Consider the following 14,668-nt stretch of genomic DNA (forward strand, 5'->3'; position numbering starts at 1 on the left):
CACTACCTCAGCCGTTAGGGCCCACAGTGGCAACGATGGTGACTTGCTTGTTATCCGGTATTTCCTGATACGCCAGAACATGCAAATTCGGTACAGCCAGACGACCGAAGCGCGACAGCATGGCTCGGATCGGGCCCGCTACCAGGAGGATGGCCGGCAGGCCCTGCATCTCTTGGCGCTGGGCAGCTTCGATCAACGAACGCTGCAGCTTTTCGGCCATGCTCGGTTCCAGAAGAACACCGTCTTCCTGACCTTGTCCGGCCCTTTGCAGACTATTGAGCAAAATCTGTTCCAACCTTGGCTCAAGGGTGATGACAGGTAGCTCGGACTCAACGCCGACAATGCTTTGCACGATGGCGCGACACAATCCGACGCGCACTGCAGCCACCAATGCGGCGGTATCTTGACTCTTGCTGGCATTGTTGGCGATGGCCTCGGCAATACTGCGAATGTCACGCACCGGCACCTGCTCGGAAAGTAATGCCTGCAGGACCTTGAGCAACCCCGACAAGGAAATGACACCCGGGACCAACTCCTCGGCAAGTTTAGGCGATGCCTTGGCCAACACCTGCAAGAGCTGCTGGACTTCCTCGTGGCCGATCAGCTCGTGGCAATGTTTCTGCAGGATCTGGTTGAGATGGGTGGCGACCACGGTACTGGCGTCCACCACGGTGTAGCCCAGCGACTGCGCCTGGGCACGCTGGCCGATGTCGATCCACACCGCTTCCAGGCCGAATGCCGGGTCACGTGCGGCGATACCATTGAGCGTCCCGAACACCTGACCGGGGTTGATGGCCAGTTCGCGGTCCGGGTAGATCTCGGCTTCGGCCAGGATCACCCCCATCAGCGTCAGGCGGTAGGCGCTGGGCTGCAGGTCCAGGTTGTCGCGAATATGCACGGTAGGCATGAGAAAGCCCAGGTCCTGGGAGAGCTTCTTGCGCACGCCCTTGATCCGCGCCAACAACTGACCACCCTGGTTGCGGTCGACCAGCGGAATCAACCGATAGCCGACTTCCAGGCCGATCATGTCGATGGGCGTGACATCGTCCCAGCCCAGTTCCTTGGTCTCCAGTGCACGCTGCGGCGACGGCAGCAGGTCCTGTTGACGCTGCACCTCTTCCTGGGCCTTGATCTTGGCCTTCTGCTGCTTCTTCCACACCAGATAGGCACCCCCGCCTGCCAGCAGCCCGAGGCTGAGGAAGGCGATGTGCGGCATGCCCGGGACCAGGCCCATGACGATCATCAACGCACCGGAAACCGCCAGGGCCTTGGGCGAATCGAACATCTGCCGGTTGATCAACTTGCCCATGTCCTCGGAGCCCGAGGCACGGGTAACCATGATCGCCGCCGCCGTGGACAGCAGCAGTGATGGCAGCTGCGCCACCAAACCGTCACCGATGGTCAGCAGGGCGTACACCTTGCCGGCGTCGCCGAACGACATGCCATGCTGCAGCATACCGATCAGCATGCCGCCGATCAGGTTGATGAACAGGATCAGCAGACCGGCGATGGCGTCGCCGCGCACGAACTTGCTGGCACCGTCCATCGAGCCATAGAACTCGGCCTCCTGCGCCACCTCGGCGCGGCGCGCCTTGGCCTGGGCCTGGTCGATCAGGCCGGCGTTGAGGTCGGCGTCGATGGCCATCTGTTTGCCGGGCATCGCGTCCAGGGTAAAACGCGCGCTGACTTCGGAGATACGCCCGGCACCCTTGGTCACCACCACGAAGTTGATGATCATGAGGATGGCGAACACCACCGCACCGACCACATAGTTACCACCGATCACCACTTCGCCGAAGGCCTGGATCACCTTACCGGCAGCGCCATGTCCCTCCTGGCCGTGGAGCATGACCACCCGGGTGGAAGCGACGTTGAGCGCCAGGCGCAGCAGCGTGGCGACCAGCAGAATGGTGGGGAACGCGGCAAAGTCGAGCGGGCGCAGGGCGTAGACGCAGACCAGCAGCACGACGATCGACAATGCGATGTTGAAGGTGAAGAACACGTCGAGCAGGAACGGCGGGATCGGCAACATCATCATTGCCAACATCACCAGCAACAGCAGCGGCACGCCCAGGTTGCCCCGACCGAGACCGGCCAGGTTGTTGCGGGCGTTGCTGATTAACTGAGTGCGATCCACCGCGATTCCTCTTCAAGCAAAACTTTGACACCCAAGGGGGCGCTTGGGCGTGGCTTTGCAAGAAGCTTTCCAACTTTGCGGGTTTTGCCTATGGCTCGGGGAATTCAGCGTTTTTAGGACCCAGCGCCGCCCGCGCGGTGCATCGCGGAGCACGGCGCCTAGAAACGCAGGGGCGGGACAGCGCTCGACCTCACTCCCAGTCCCATCACCAATCCCAGCTCAGCTATCGCGCCGCAGGTCCGGCGGAATCGGCAGGTCGTCCTTGAGCGGATCCGGCCGCTTGCCCTTGCCCGCACGGTACTGGCGGATCTGGAATACATAGGCCAACACCTGCGCGACCGCCAGGTACAACCCTGCAGGGATCTCCTGCTCAAGCTCGGTAGAGTAGTAAATGGCTCGGGCCAGAGCGGGCGACTCAAGGATCTGCACCTTGTGCTCGATACCGATCTCACGAATCTTCAAGGCAACGAAATCAGTGCCCTTGGCCACCAGCAAGGGCGCTACTCCACCCTTCTCGGGGTCGTACTGCAAGGCCACCGCATAGTGCGTCGGGTTGGTGATGATCACGTCAGCCTCTGGCACCGCCGCCATCATGCGCCGCTGCGATATCTCCCGCTGCAGCTGACGGATACGCTGCTTCACCTCCGGCTTGCCTTCGGTGTCCTTGTACTCGTCCCGCACTTCCTGCTTGGTCATCTTCAATTTCTTGTGCGTCTGGTACAGCTGGAACGGCACGTCGACCGCGGCGATCAGCAATAACCCCGCCGCCATCCACAAGGCACTCCACCCCACCACCTGAACGCTATGGATGATCGCCTGGTCCAGCGGCTCGTTGGCAATCGACAGCAAGGCCTGGCGGTCAGACGCCAATACCAGCAGCGCCACGACCAGGATCACGAAAAACTTGGCAATCGCCTTGAGCAATTCGGTAAGCGCATGCATCGAGAACATCCGCTTGATCCCCGCCAACGGGTTCATTCGGCTGAACTTGGGTTGCAGCAGGCTGCCGGAGAACAGGAACCCGCCCAGGGCAATGGGCGCGACGAACGAGATGACGAACAACAGAATCAACACCGGCTGGCTCGCCCAGATCGCCATCTTGCCCGAGGCCAGCAGAAACGCGCCCATCGAACGCTCATCGACGATCACCTCGCGGGTCAGGCTGAAGTTCAGGCGCATCATTTCGAGCAAGGTCTCGGCCATGTAGCCGCCGAACGCCAACAATCCGCCGGCCCCGGCCAGGGTCACGGCCACGGTGTTCAGTTCCTTGGAACGGGCAATCTCACCTTTTTCGCGCGCGTCGCGCTTGCGCTTGTCGGTGGGTTCTTCTGTCTTGTCCTGACCGCTCTCGCTCTCAGCCATGCTCAGCGCGCCCTTGCCAGCTCACGCAGCCATTGCAGCGCTTCGCTGGCCAATGCCTGGTAGTGGGAAAGAATATCGGCCAGACCCACCCAGAAAATACCCATACCCAGCACCAAGGTGAGTGGGAAGCCGATGGAAAAGATGTTCAACTGCGGCGCGGCACGGGTCATCACGCCGAAGGCGATGTTCACCACCAACAAGGCGGCGATTGCCGGCAGGATCAGCAACAAACCCGCACCGAACACCCAGCCCAGCCGGCCAGCCATTTCCCAGAAATGAGTGACGACCAGCGCGTTGCCCACCGGCAAGGTGGTGAAGCTCTCGGTCAAGACCTCGAACACCACCAGGTGGCCGTTCATCACCAGGAACAACACACTCACCAGCATGGTCATGAACTGGCTGACCACCGCTACGTTGACGCCGTTGGCCGGGTCCACCATCGACGCGAAGGCCATACCCATCTGGATCGCAATGATCTGACCGGCGATCACGAACGCCTGGAACAACAGCTGCAATGAGAAACCGAACAACGCACCGACAATGATCTGCTCGCCACACAGCAGCAGGCCACGAAGGCTCAAAGGGTCGAATTCAGGCAGCGGCGGCAGACCCGGGACGATCACCACGGTGATGGCCAAGGCAGCGTAAAGACGCACCCGCGCCGGCAGCATCCGCGTGCCGAAGATCGGCATGGTCATCAGCACGGCCGTCACGCGAAACAGTGGCAGGACGAAGGTGGCGACCCAAGTGCCGATCTGCGCGTCGGTCAGCTCCAGCATGCCTGCCTCACCCGATCAGTTGCGGAATGCTGGAGTACAGGCCGGTGATGTACTCCATGAACTTCTGCACCAGCCATGGCCCGGCGACGATCAGCGTCACCAGCATCACCAGCAGGCGCGGCAGGAAGCTCAGGGTCTGTTCGTTGATCTGGGTGGCAGCCTGGAACATCGCCACCACCAGGCCGACCAACAGGCTCGGCACCACCAACACGGCAACCATCAGCGTGGTTAGCCAGAGGGCATCGCGAAACAGGTCGACGGCTACTTCTGGGGTCATGCAAGACTCTCCTTGACAGCGTCAGACGCCGCCGAAACTGCCGGCCAGTGTGCCCATGATCAGCGCCCAGCCGTCGACCAGCACGAACAGCATGATCTTGAACGGCAACGAAATGATCAGCGGCGACAGCATCATCATACCCATGGCCATCAGCACGCTGGCGACCACCATGTCGATGATCAGGAACGGGATGAAGATCATGAAGCCGATCTGGAACGCGGTCTTGAGCTCGGAGGTGACGAAGGCTGGCACCAAAATGGTCAGCGGCACCTGGTCGGGGCCTGCGATGTCGGTCCGCTTGGACAGGCGCATGAACAGGTCCAGGTCGCTCTGCCGGGTCTGTGCCAGCATGAAGTCCTTGAGCGGCCCCTGGGCCTTGTCGATGGCCTGCTGAGCAGTCATCTGCTCGGCCAGGTAAGGCTGCAGGGCATCCTTGTTCACCCGGTCGAACACGGGCGCCATGATGAACAGGGTCAAGAACAGCGCCATGCCCGTCAGCACCTGGTTGGACGGCGTCTGCTGCAGGCCCAGGGCCTGGCGCAAGATGGAGAAGACGATGATGATCCGGGTGAAGCTGGTCATCAGGATGACGAACGCTGGAATGAAGCTCAGCGCCGTCATGATCAGCAGGATCTGCAGGCTGACCGAATACTCCTGCTGCCCGTCAGGGGTGTTGGACAGGGTGATGGCCGGAATCGACAGCGGGTCGGCTGCCACGGCCAATGGCGCAGCCAGCAGCAGCGCCACTGGCAACAGAATGCTCAACAGTAAGCGCAGTGCGCCGGTCATCACTTCTTGTCCTTCTGATCCTTGCCCATCAGCTCCAGAAGGCGCTGGGCAAACTCGGGTGCCGCCGCACGTGCGTCAGCGGGCACATCCACAGGTTCGGCCATGACATGCAAGGTTTCGATGCTGCCGGGGCTGTGGCCGATCAGCACCTGTTCCTTGCCAATCTGCACCAACAACAGCCGGTCACGCGGACCGATGGAACGACTGCCGACGATCTCGATCACCTGCCCGCCCCTGGGCGCAGCGCCCTGCAGGCGTCGCAGCAGCCAGGCCAGAAAGAAGATCAGGCCAACCACCAGCAACAGGCCGAATACCATCTGTGCCAGTTGACCACCCAGGCTACCGGGCGCGGCAGCCGCTGGCGATACAGGGGTCGGCGTTGCCGCGGCAATCGCCACCTCGCTGGCGAGCAAGGTGGCCAGGGCCATGACAGCCCGCATCATGCCCTTCACTCAGCGCAGCTTCTTGATACGTTCGCTGGGGCTGATCACGTCGGTCAGGCGAATGCCGAACTTCTCGTTGACCACGACCACCTCGCCATGGGCGATCAGCGTGCCATTGACCAGCACGTCGAGCGGCTCACCGGCCAGGCGGTCGAGTTCGATCACAGACCCCTGGTTGAGCTGCAGCAGGTTGCGGATGTTGATTTCGGTGCTGCCCACTTCCATCGAAATGCTCACCGGAATATCCAGGATCACATCCAGGTTCGGGCCGTCCAGGCTGACGTTCTCCTTGGGTTTGGGCGAGCTGGCGAACTCTTCCATCGGCAGGCGACCGGCGCCACCGTTGCCGCTGTCGCCGCCGAGCAAGGCGTCGATGTCGGCCTGACCGGCGTCGCCGGACTGCTCCAGGGCAGCAGCCCACTCATCGGCCAGGGCCTGATCTTCTGGGGAGGTGATCTCGTTTTCGTTAGCCATGATGTCCTCGACAGGCATTCAATTCGTGGAGAGCGACCGACGCGCCTTCAGCGGCGCTCGATCGGGTCGATGATCTGCAGTGCCAGGTTGCCTTTGTGCGAGCCCAAGCGGGCCTTGAACGACGGCACGCCATTGGCACGCAGCACCAGGTGTTCAGGCAGTTCCACCGGAATGACGTCACCGGGCTGCATGTGCAGCACATCGCGCAACTTCAACTGGCGACGGGCAACCGTGGCGCTCAATGGCACGGACACATCGAGCACGTCTTCGCGCAAGGCCTTGACCCAGCGCTCGTCCTGGTCGTCCAGATCGGATTGGAAACCGGCGTCGAGCATCTCGCGCACCGGCTCGATCATCGAATAAGGCATGGTCACGTGCAAATCGCCGCCGCCACCGTCCAGTTCGATATGGAAGGTCGACACCACCACCGCCTCGCTCGGGCCGACGATGTTGGCCATGGCCGGGTTGACCTCCGAGTTGATGTACTCGAAGTTGACCGGCATGATCGCCTGCCAGGCTTCCTTGAGGTCGACGAAGCACTGGTCCAGCACCATGCGGACCACGCGCAGCTCGGTCGGCGTGAATTCACGGCCCTCGATCTTGGCGTGACGACCGTCACCACCGAAGAAGTTGTCCACCAGCTTGAATACCAGCTTGGCGTCGAGAATGAACAACGAGGTGCCACGCAACGGCTTGATCTTCACCAGGTTCAGGCTGGTAGGCACGTACAGCGAATGCACGTACTCGCCGAACTTCATCACCTGCACGCCACCGACGGCCACGTCAGCCGAGCGGCGCAGCAGGTTGAACATGCTGATGCGGGTGTAGCGGGCAAAGCGCTCGTTGATCATTTCCAGGGTCGGCATGCGACCACGGACGATCCGATCCTGGCTGGTCAGATCGTAGCTCTTGATGCTGCCGGGCTCGGCAGCGCTCTCGGTCTGTACCAGCCCATCGTCGACGCCATGCAACAGGGCGTCGATTTCATCCTGGGACAGCAGGTCCTGTACGGCCATTGCGGACTCCTACTGCAATACGAAATTGGTGAACAGCAACTGGTCGACGACCGGTTTGCCGACTTCCTTCTGGGCAACTTCCTGCACCACCGCGGTGGCTTTCTGGCGCAGCATCTCCTGCCCCACGGGGCTGCCGGCCAACGTGTCGAAGCCCTGTCCGGAGAACATCATCACCAGGTTGTTGCGGATCACCGGCATGTGCACCTTCAGTGCATCCAGGTCTGCCTGGTTGCGACCTTGCATGGTGATGCTCACCTGCATGTAGCGCTGGCGGCCGTTCTGGTTGAAGTTGACGACAAAGGCAGGGGCCAGTGGCTCGTAAATCGCGGCAGGCTTGATGTTGCTCGCGGTCGGCTCGGCGGCCGGTGCGGGTTCGCTCTTGTGCATGATGAACCAGGTGGCACCTACAGACAGGCCAACCGCCAGCAGCAAGGCCAGCACCAGCAGCAAGATCAACTTGAGTTTGCCTTTAGAGGCGGGGTCTTTCACTGCGTCGCTCTTCGCCATGCCAATAATCCGTCGTCCATCAGGGTTTCAAATGAGGATGACGTGGCTTGAGCAAGTGTTATGCCAGATTTGACATAGCGGGCATGACGGATGCCAGACGGGGGATGGAGATCGAGCGCCGCCCGCGCGGCGCATCGCCAGCAAGGCTCGCCCCTACGTTTGTTTCGGACCCCTGATTCCTGTGGGATGTGCGCGCGACCGCTTTGGTGCTCGGCGCGATAACGCGTGCGTCTGCAGGAGCGAGCCTTGCTCACGATGCGCCGCGCGGGCGGCGCTCGACCTCACCCCACCACAACCCTCAGGCGTAGTAGTCGACCGCACTGTCGCCGATGACAACCTGCTGCTCAACCGGGCGTGAAGCCTCGGCAATCTCACCTTGCTCAGCGCCACCCTGGCCACGCCGCGCCGCGACCCCGGACAACTGCGACCCCTGCTGCTGAGCCTGCTGTTGCTGCTGCCCACGCGACTGGTCGGCCACGTTCACATCCGGTTGCGCCAGCCCCTGCTGGGCGAACAGCTCGCGCAAACGGTGCACCTGACTGTCCAATGCATCACGCACGCCGGCATGGCCACTGATGAAGGTCACCTGGGTCGACTGGTCCGCCGCCACATTGACGCGAATGTCCAAGCGCCCCAGCTCAGCAGGTTCCAGCTGGATATCCGCCGACTTGAGATTCTGGCTGGACAGGTACATGACCCGGTTCACCAAACCTTCGGTCCAGGCGCTCTGGTGCATGGCCAGCGGCTGGTGCAGCGGGCTGCTGGTCACCGGCACCGCATTGGCGGTCTTGGCCGTGGCGGCCTGGGTCAGGTTGGCCAGGCGGTTGGCAAAATCGTCCACACGGGTATCACTGCTGGCGCCCTTGGTGTCTTTCAACCCGTCTTCGAGCAGTGCACTGAATGCCTTCTCACCGGTTTCCGACTGCCCGCTGTCAGCCTCCGGCTTCTCGACCATGTTCGCCAAGGTATTGACGGCCACCTGACCATCATCACTCTGCGCCTGAGACGCATCGGCAGCCGGGGCGGCATGTGCCGACACCGTGCCTTTGGCCTGCGCGCTCTGCTCAAGGGCCAGGCGCAGGGTCGGCAAGTTGGCCAGCGGGTCGACCTCTGGATCGAACGCTTGCATCTCTGGTTCTTCCGGCAATGGGCTGACCAGCTGCGGTTTGACAGGCTGCGCCGCAGCCTGCAGCACCGGTGCCACCGCTTCTGCCTGGGCCTGGATCAGTTGCGCGCCTGGCTGTGCGTCGGTGACCTGGCCAGCGACCAGGCTCGCGTCCAGCACGCTCAAATCATTGACTGGCGCAGCATTCGCCTCGGCATCGACATTAGCACCGGCCTGGCTTTGATCGTCCGCTGGCAATTTATTGCCGCCATCGGCAACACCTGGCTTGTCGGCAGTTTCTTTCTTGCCGTCCTGGGTCGCCTCAGGCTTGTCCTTCGGCTTGGCTGCCGCAGCCTTGTCATCTCGGGCAGGCACGGTGTCACGGCCCTGCTTGGCCATCACCTGGTCAAAGCCGCCGCCCTGCCCGCCCGCCGCCTGCGGCGACTTGTCGACCACCGAGCCGACCCCGCGCGACGGCTTGCCCACGGCGTTGGCTTGCAACAAAGGATTGGATGCGACAGGCATCGAGAGGTCTCCGCGCCGAATACAAAAAAAACGTCTGGGCAAAGACAGGCAAAACTCGCGCCAAGTCGCAATTCAACCGGCGGAAACGCGCGCGCGCTCACCACGATAGAAGCGTTGAACCTCCAGGTATTCCTGGTCGATTCGATTGATCAGGTCTTCGATGCCATACAACGGCTGCTGCCTGACCCGCTCTTCCAGCTCATGGCACAAGCTCGCCAGGCCGACCGCGCCCATGTTGCTGCTACTGCCCTTGAAGCTGTGAGCTGCAATACCGAGCTCATGGGCATTCTTGGCCTCGTGCAGCTGGCTCAACCGTCGTTCGGAGTCTTCCAGGAAAGTCTCCAGCAATTGCAGGTAGCCATCTTCCATGACCTCCTGCAAATCGCTGAGCACCTTGAAGTCAATATGCATGTCAGTCACTTGTTCACTCCTTGATCAAGCTGGATTATGCCTGAGCCGTCCCACGACCCACCATTGGGCTTACCAGTCGAAGCAGACCCGCGCGCAACGCCCACCCTCGATCCATTGGGCACTGTCACCCAGCCGCTGCACCAGCCCCAGGCCGCGACCGCTGAGCCCCTGCTCCTGGGGCGTGCGGGACAACACCTGGCAAACATCGAAGCCCGCGCCAGTGTCACGCACTTCAATGGTCAGACGCCCGCCACGCTCCAGCGGTTCAACCCGCAGGTCGATCCGCACATGGCCTTCGACCAACGAAGCCAATCGCCGGGCGCGTTCCTGATAATAGTTGGCAAAACCCTGAACATCACGTTTGAGCCGCGAATCCAGGCCCAGCACACCATGTTCCAGGGCATTCGAATACAGCTCACTGAGCACGCTGTGCAAACGACCGGTACTGGGCCGAAGGCCATGGATCTCTTGCAGCAATTGGACCAGGTATGGCACCGGATTGAACCGCTTGAGGCTTTCACCCCGCAGCTCGAACCCCAACGACCAGTCCAAAGGACTGGAACGCCCGCTGTCAGAGTACAACGTCGGCGCAGGCACCTTCTCGCCTGGGGCGAACATGCGGATGTCGCACAGACTGATGTCATCCCTGGGCCGTCCGCCAAAGCGTTTGAGCGCCTGCATGACCTCTTCGAACAGCAGGCTGGGGTCACGGTTGTCGGCCAGCACCTGACGCAGGCGCTGCACACCGAACAGACGCTCTTGGTCATCGGCCGTATCGACCACGCCATCGGAGAGCAGCAACAAGCGCTCGCCCGGCGCTAGCGGAAGCACTTCGGTACTGTCGTCGAAACGCTCTGGAGCCAGAATGCCGAGCGGCAGGTGACGCGAGCTGAGCACCGATAGCACCTCGCCACTGGCCGACAACCGGTAACCGTCAGGCATACCGCCGTTCCAGACTTCCACCAAACCGCGCTGCACGCTGAGACTGAGCAACAGCACGCATGCGAACATGTCCACTGGCAGGATACGCTTGAGCTTGGCGTTCATTTCGCGCAGGGTCTGCGCCAGCCCATAGCCCTTGGCGGTCATGCCATAGAACACCTCCGCCAGTGGCATGGCGCCGACGGCAGCGGGCAGGCCATGGCCGGTGAAGTCCCCCAGCAATACATGCATGTCACCGGAAGGCGTGAAGGCCGCCAGCAACAAATCGCCATTGAACAAAGCGTAGGGCGATTGCAGGTAGCGAATGTTGGAAGCGGACAGGCAGCCGGAGTGCGCCACCTTGTCGAACACCGCCTTGGCGACCCGCTGTTCGTTCAGCAGGTGATGGTGATGGCGGGCGATCTGGTCGCGCTGTTCAAGCACCGTGGCCTGCAGGCGACGCAGGCGGTCCATCGCTCGGATCTTGGCGCCGAGAATCACCGCGCTGTACGGTTTGGCCATGAAGTCGTCGCCCCCGGCCTCCAGGCAGCGCACCAAGGCATCCTCCTCACTCAACGAGGTGAGAAAGATGATCGGCACCAACGCCTCTCCCGCCAGGGCCTTGATCTGCCGCGCGGCCTCGAAGCCATCCATCACCGGCATGAGTGCATCGAGCAACACCAGTTGCGGTCGCCGCTCGATGAACAGCGCCACCGCCTGCTCTCCGTTTTCAGCGGTAAACACCTGGTGTCCCTGGCGCCGGACGATTTGCGCGAGCAGCAGACGATCGGCCGCGCCGTCCTCCGCCACCAGCACGGTCAACGCCTGATCAGTCGCCATCGCGACACTCAACTGATGTCGAACAGTTTTTCGAAATTGGAGATCGCCAGAATCTTGCGCACATCATCGCTGGCGTGCACTACTCTCACGTCCGATTCGTCGCCACCGGCGTGGTCACGCAGCAACAGCAGCATGCCGAGCGCGGAACTGTCCAGGTAGGTAGCGTCCTTGAGATCGACGACCACCGAGTCGGGTCGACGATCCTGGCGCTCGTAAGCATCCCTGAATTCCTGATGCTTGCCGAAATCGAAGCGCCCCTTGATCTTGATCGTCAGTTTTTTTCCGTCCTGCGAAAAATCACTCTCGACTGCCATGCTAGCGATTCCTTCGATGATGGCGAATGCAACTCTTCAATGTTTAGCAGCCACTGGCAAGGGGTGCAAGGCGCCCGGTCTTTTCAGCGCCCCACGCCGGCACCGACCTGCTGGCGACAAGACCGGTACCACCTACGGATGCCCCTGCCTTGGCAGCCGCTGCGACAACTCATCCAACAGCCTCTGCTCACGCTTGTCCTCGGCCCGCCGCGCCTCGTCCATGTACCGCTGGACCAGCTTGCGCAGCCCTTCCACTCGGGCATAGGCCTGCTGCCAGGTGCCACGGGCATTGTTGAGGTTGGTCTGATGCCAGTTGAGACTCTGGCGCTGCTGGGTCATGGCCGTTTCAAGCTGCCCCAGGAAGCGTTGATAGTTCACCAGCCAACTGCCGTTGACACCCTGGCCACCGCGATTGATCCACTGCGCCTGGTAGCCCTCACGGAAACTTTCGAGCTCGGCCAGCTTGGCCTGGGCCTGGGCCACTTGTTGCTGGAAGTGCCCAAGGCGCTGGGCAGCCTTGCGCTCGGCCTCTTCGGCCATTTCCACCACCGGCGCCAGGCGCGCGGCTCGGCTAGGGGAGGCCATGGTCTATCAACCGGCCGCCGGGGGCGTGAAAATCATCCCCAGCTGTTCGCGGCTCTGGGTCATGCCGACGTTTTCGTCCAGCCCCTGGCGCAGGAAATCCACCAGCTTGGGCTGCAAGGCAATGGCCAGGTCCGTCTCAGGATCACCGCCAGCCACGTAGGCGCCCACGCTTATCAGGTCGCGACTTTGCGACAGGCGCGACCACAACTGCTTGAACTTCTGCGCCTGGCGCAAATGGTCAGCATCGACCACCTGGGGCATGACCCGGCTGATGGACGCTTCGATATCGATGGCCGGGTAATGCCCCTCCTCCGCCAGGCGCCGCGATAGCACGAAGTGACCGTCCAGCACGCCGCGCGCCGAGTCGGCGATCGGATCCTGCTGGTCATCGCCTTCGGAAAGCACTGTATAGAACGCGGTGATGGAGCCACCACCCGGCTCACCGTTACCCGCCCGTTCCACTAACTTGGGCAGCTTGGCGAATACCGATGGCGGGTAGCCGCGAGTCGCCGGCGGCTCACCGATGGCCAAGGCGATTTCCCGCTGGGCCTGGGCAAAGCGAGTCAGCGAATCCATGAGCAACAGGACGTTCTTGCCCTTGTCACGGAAGTATTCGGCGATCCGGGTGCAATACATGGCGGCGCGCAACCGCATCAGGGGGGCATCGTCGGCGGGTGACGCCACCACTACCGAGCGCTTGAGGCCTTCTTCGCCCAGGATGTGCTCGATGAACTCCTTCACCTCGCGGCCCCGCTCGCCGATCAGCCCGACCACGATGATTTCGGCCTCGGTAAAGCGGGTCATCATGCCCAACAGCACCGACTTACCGACACCGGTACCGGCAAACAAGCCAAGACGCTGGCCACGGCCGACCGTGAGCAGACCGTTGATGCTGCGGATACCGACATCCAGCGGCTGGCTGATGGGGTCGCGGTTCAGCGGGTTGATCACCGGGCCATCCATCGGCACCCAGTCTTCGGCCTTCATGCCGCCCTTGCCATCGAGCGCACGACCGGCGCCGTCAAGCACCCGGCCGAGCATGCTCATGCCCATGGGCAGCCGTCCGCTGTCATCCAGCGGCACCACCCGCGCCCCCGGGGCGATACCCGCGATGCTGCCCACTGGCATCAGGAAAACCTTGTTACCGGCAAAGCCCATGACCTCGGCTTCGACCTGCACCGGGTGGTAGCTGTCGTCATTGATCACCAGGCAACGACTGCCCACGGCAGTGCGCAGGCCTTCGGCCTCCAGGGTCAGCCCCACCATTCGCAGCAGGCGGCCCTCGACCACCGGCTGGGCAGGCAGCTTGATCGCCTCGGCATAGCTGCCCATGCGCTTGCCGAAACTGGTGCGATCAAGGCGCATCGTTGTCGCCCAGCTCGATGCTGAGGTCCGGCGTCGCCGGATGCAGCGACTGGTCATGCAACTGGTCGAACAGCTGCGCTACCGCTTTCTCGATGCGAGTCTCCATGGTCGCGTCGATGCGACTGTGGGCCGTCTCGATACGACAGCCGCCCGGCAGCAGGCCCTCATCCTCCAGCAACTTCCAGCTTTCCTCGTGACGCTCGCGCAGGGCCTTGGCCAGCTCGAAGTCCTGGGGATTGAGGTGAATACGGATGTTGTCGGCGCCCATGGGCAGCAGTTTGAGCGCCTCGCGCAGCACGTGGGTGATCTGGCTGGAGTCGGTGTGCAGCTCGCGCCCGATCACCTGCCGGGTCATGTGCGCGACCAGGTGCACCAGGCTTTTTTCGATCTGCGTGTCCTGCTCGGCAATCGGCTCGAGCAGGTTGCTCATCAACTGCTCCAGGGTCGCCAGCTTGGCCGACAAGGCTTCTTCGGCCTCCTGGCGCACCTTCAGCTGGGTGCTGTGAAAACCTTCGCGCTCGCCGGTGGCGAAACCTTCGTTGTAGGCTTCCTGGCGGATCGCTTCGAGTTCTTCGAGCGTCAGTGGCTGGACTTCTTCCAGCGGCACCTCTTCGACCTCTTCCTCGATGATTTCTGGCTCGGGTTCAGGCTCTGGCTCGGGCTGCGGATCGAAGCTGGGCAACGCCCAGACATCGACGCCCTCGAGGTCGCGGGCGCGGATCAGGTCGCTGGGGTGTTCAGTGGTGGACATGCCGTCAGATTCTCAAAAACATGTTCAGCCGATGCATTCGCTGCAGGCGCGGGTTCACCCGCGAATG

At 62.3% G+C, this 14,668-nt stretch carries 16 protein-coding genes; all 16 read right to left on the minus strand.

What is annotated here, in order from left to right; all coding sequences use genetic code 11:
- Positions 1-7 precede the first annotated feature (7 nt).
- Positions 8-2,137, minus strand: coding sequence for a flagellar biosynthesis protein FlhA (gene flhA / locus VXM67_RS19025; RefSeq protein ID WP_023381512.1), 2,130 nt, complete (start codon positions 2,135-2,137; stop codon positions 8-10).
- Between the two features lie 219 nt (positions 2,138-2,356).
- Positions 2,357-3,499: a flagellar biosynthesis protein FlhB gene (gene flhB, locus VXM67_RS19030; RefSeq protein WP_023381513.1), complete on the minus strand. Its 1,143-nt coding sequence runs from the start codon at positions 3,497-3,499 to the stop codon at positions 2,357-2,359.
- Positions 3,500-3,501: 2 nt separating this feature from the next.
- Positions 3,502-4,278 (minus strand): flagellar biosynthetic protein FliR, encoded by a 777-nt coding sequence (gene fliR, locus VXM67_RS19035; RefSeq protein WP_023381514.1) that lies wholly within the window; start codon positions 4,276-4,278, stop codon positions 3,502-3,504.
- 7 nt (positions 4,279-4,285) lie between these two features.
- Positions 4,286-4,555 (minus strand): flagellar biosynthesis protein FliQ, encoded by a 270-nt coding sequence (gene fliQ, locus VXM67_RS19040; protein WP_023381515.1) that lies wholly within the window; start codon positions 4,553-4,555, stop codon positions 4,286-4,288.
- Between the two features lie 21 nt (positions 4,556-4,576).
- Entirely contained in the window at positions 4,577-5,344 is a 768-nt protein-coding gene (fliP, locus tag VXM67_RS19045) for a flagellar type III secretion system pore protein FliP (protein WP_023381516.1), read from the minus strand.
- On the minus strand, positions 5,344-5,784 hold the full coding sequence (gene fliO / locus VXM67_RS19050; RefSeq protein ID WP_041925711.1) for a flagellar biosynthetic protein FliO: 441 nt from the start codon (positions 5,782-5,784) through the stop codon (positions 5,344-5,346). Before fliO ends, fliP begins: the two co-directional genes overlap by 1 nt.
- Before the next feature lie 12 nt (positions 5,785-5,796).
- Positions 5,797-6,261 carry a flagellar motor switch protein FliN gene (gene fliN, locus VXM67_RS19055; RefSeq protein WP_023381518.1) on the minus strand — a complete coding sequence of 155 codons (465 nt, stop codon included), beginning with the start codon at positions 6,259-6,261 and terminating at the stop codon, positions 5,797-5,799.
- A 47-nt stretch (positions 6,262-6,308) separates the two neighbouring features.
- Complete coding sequence (fliM, locus tag VXM67_RS19060; RefSeq protein ID WP_023381519.1) at positions 6,309-7,277, minus strand: flagellar motor switch protein FliM; 969 nt, start codon at positions 7,275-7,277, stop codon at positions 6,309-6,311.
- Between the two features lie 9 nt (positions 7,278-7,286).
- A complete protein-coding gene (gene fliL, locus VXM67_RS19065; protein WP_023381520.1) occupies positions 7,287-7,784 on the minus strand; it encodes a flagellar basal body-associated protein FliL in 498 nt (165 codons plus the stop codon).
- A gap of 298 nt (positions 7,785-8,082) precedes the next feature.
- On the minus strand, positions 8,083-9,414 hold the full coding sequence (locus VXM67_RS19070) for a flagellar hook-length control protein FliK (protein ID WP_023381521.1): 1,332 nt from the start codon (positions 9,412-9,414) through the stop codon (positions 8,083-8,085).
- Positions 9,415-9,486: 72 nt separating this feature from the next.
- Positions 9,487-9,834, minus strand: coding sequence for an Hpt domain-containing protein (locus VXM67_RS19075; protein ID WP_027908243.1), 348 nt, complete (start codon positions 9,832-9,834; stop codon positions 9,487-9,489).
- A gap of 60 nt (positions 9,835-9,894) precedes the next feature.
- Positions 9,895-11,586 (minus strand): fused response regulator/phosphatase, encoded by a 1,692-nt coding sequence (locus tag VXM67_RS19080; protein ID WP_023381523.1) that lies wholly within the window; start codon positions 11,584-11,586, stop codon positions 9,895-9,897.
- An 8-nt stretch (positions 11,587-11,594) separates the two neighbouring features.
- Positions 11,595-11,900 (minus strand): STAS domain-containing protein, encoded by a 306-nt coding sequence (locus VXM67_RS19085; RefSeq protein ID WP_023381524.1) that lies wholly within the window; start codon positions 11,898-11,900, stop codon positions 11,595-11,597.
- A 132-nt stretch (positions 11,901-12,032) separates the two neighbouring features.
- Positions 12,033-12,485: a flagellar export protein FliJ gene (fliJ, locus tag VXM67_RS19090; protein ID WP_027908242.1), complete on the minus strand. Its 453-nt coding sequence runs from the start codon at positions 12,483-12,485 to the stop codon at positions 12,033-12,035.
- A gap of 6 nt (positions 12,486-12,491) precedes the next feature.
- A complete protein-coding gene (fliI, locus tag VXM67_RS19095) occupies positions 12,492-13,850 on the minus strand; it encodes a flagellar protein export ATPase FliI (protein WP_027908241.1) in 1,359 nt (452 codons plus the stop codon).
- Positions 13,840-14,601 carry a flagellar assembly protein FliH gene (gene fliH, locus VXM67_RS19100; RefSeq protein ID WP_023381527.1) on the minus strand — a complete coding sequence of 254 codons (762 nt, stop codon included), beginning with the start codon at positions 14,599-14,601 and terminating at the stop codon, positions 13,840-13,842. Before fliH ends, fliI begins: the two co-directional genes overlap by 11 nt.
- Positions 14,602-14,668: the final 67 nt, after the last annotated feature.

This window comes from Pseudomonas sp. Rh2 (genome assembly GCF_040762985.1).
GTDB classification, from domain to species: Bacteria; Pseudomonadota; Gammaproteobacteria; order Pseudomonadales; family Pseudomonadaceae; genus Aquipseudomonas; species Aquipseudomonas taiwanensis.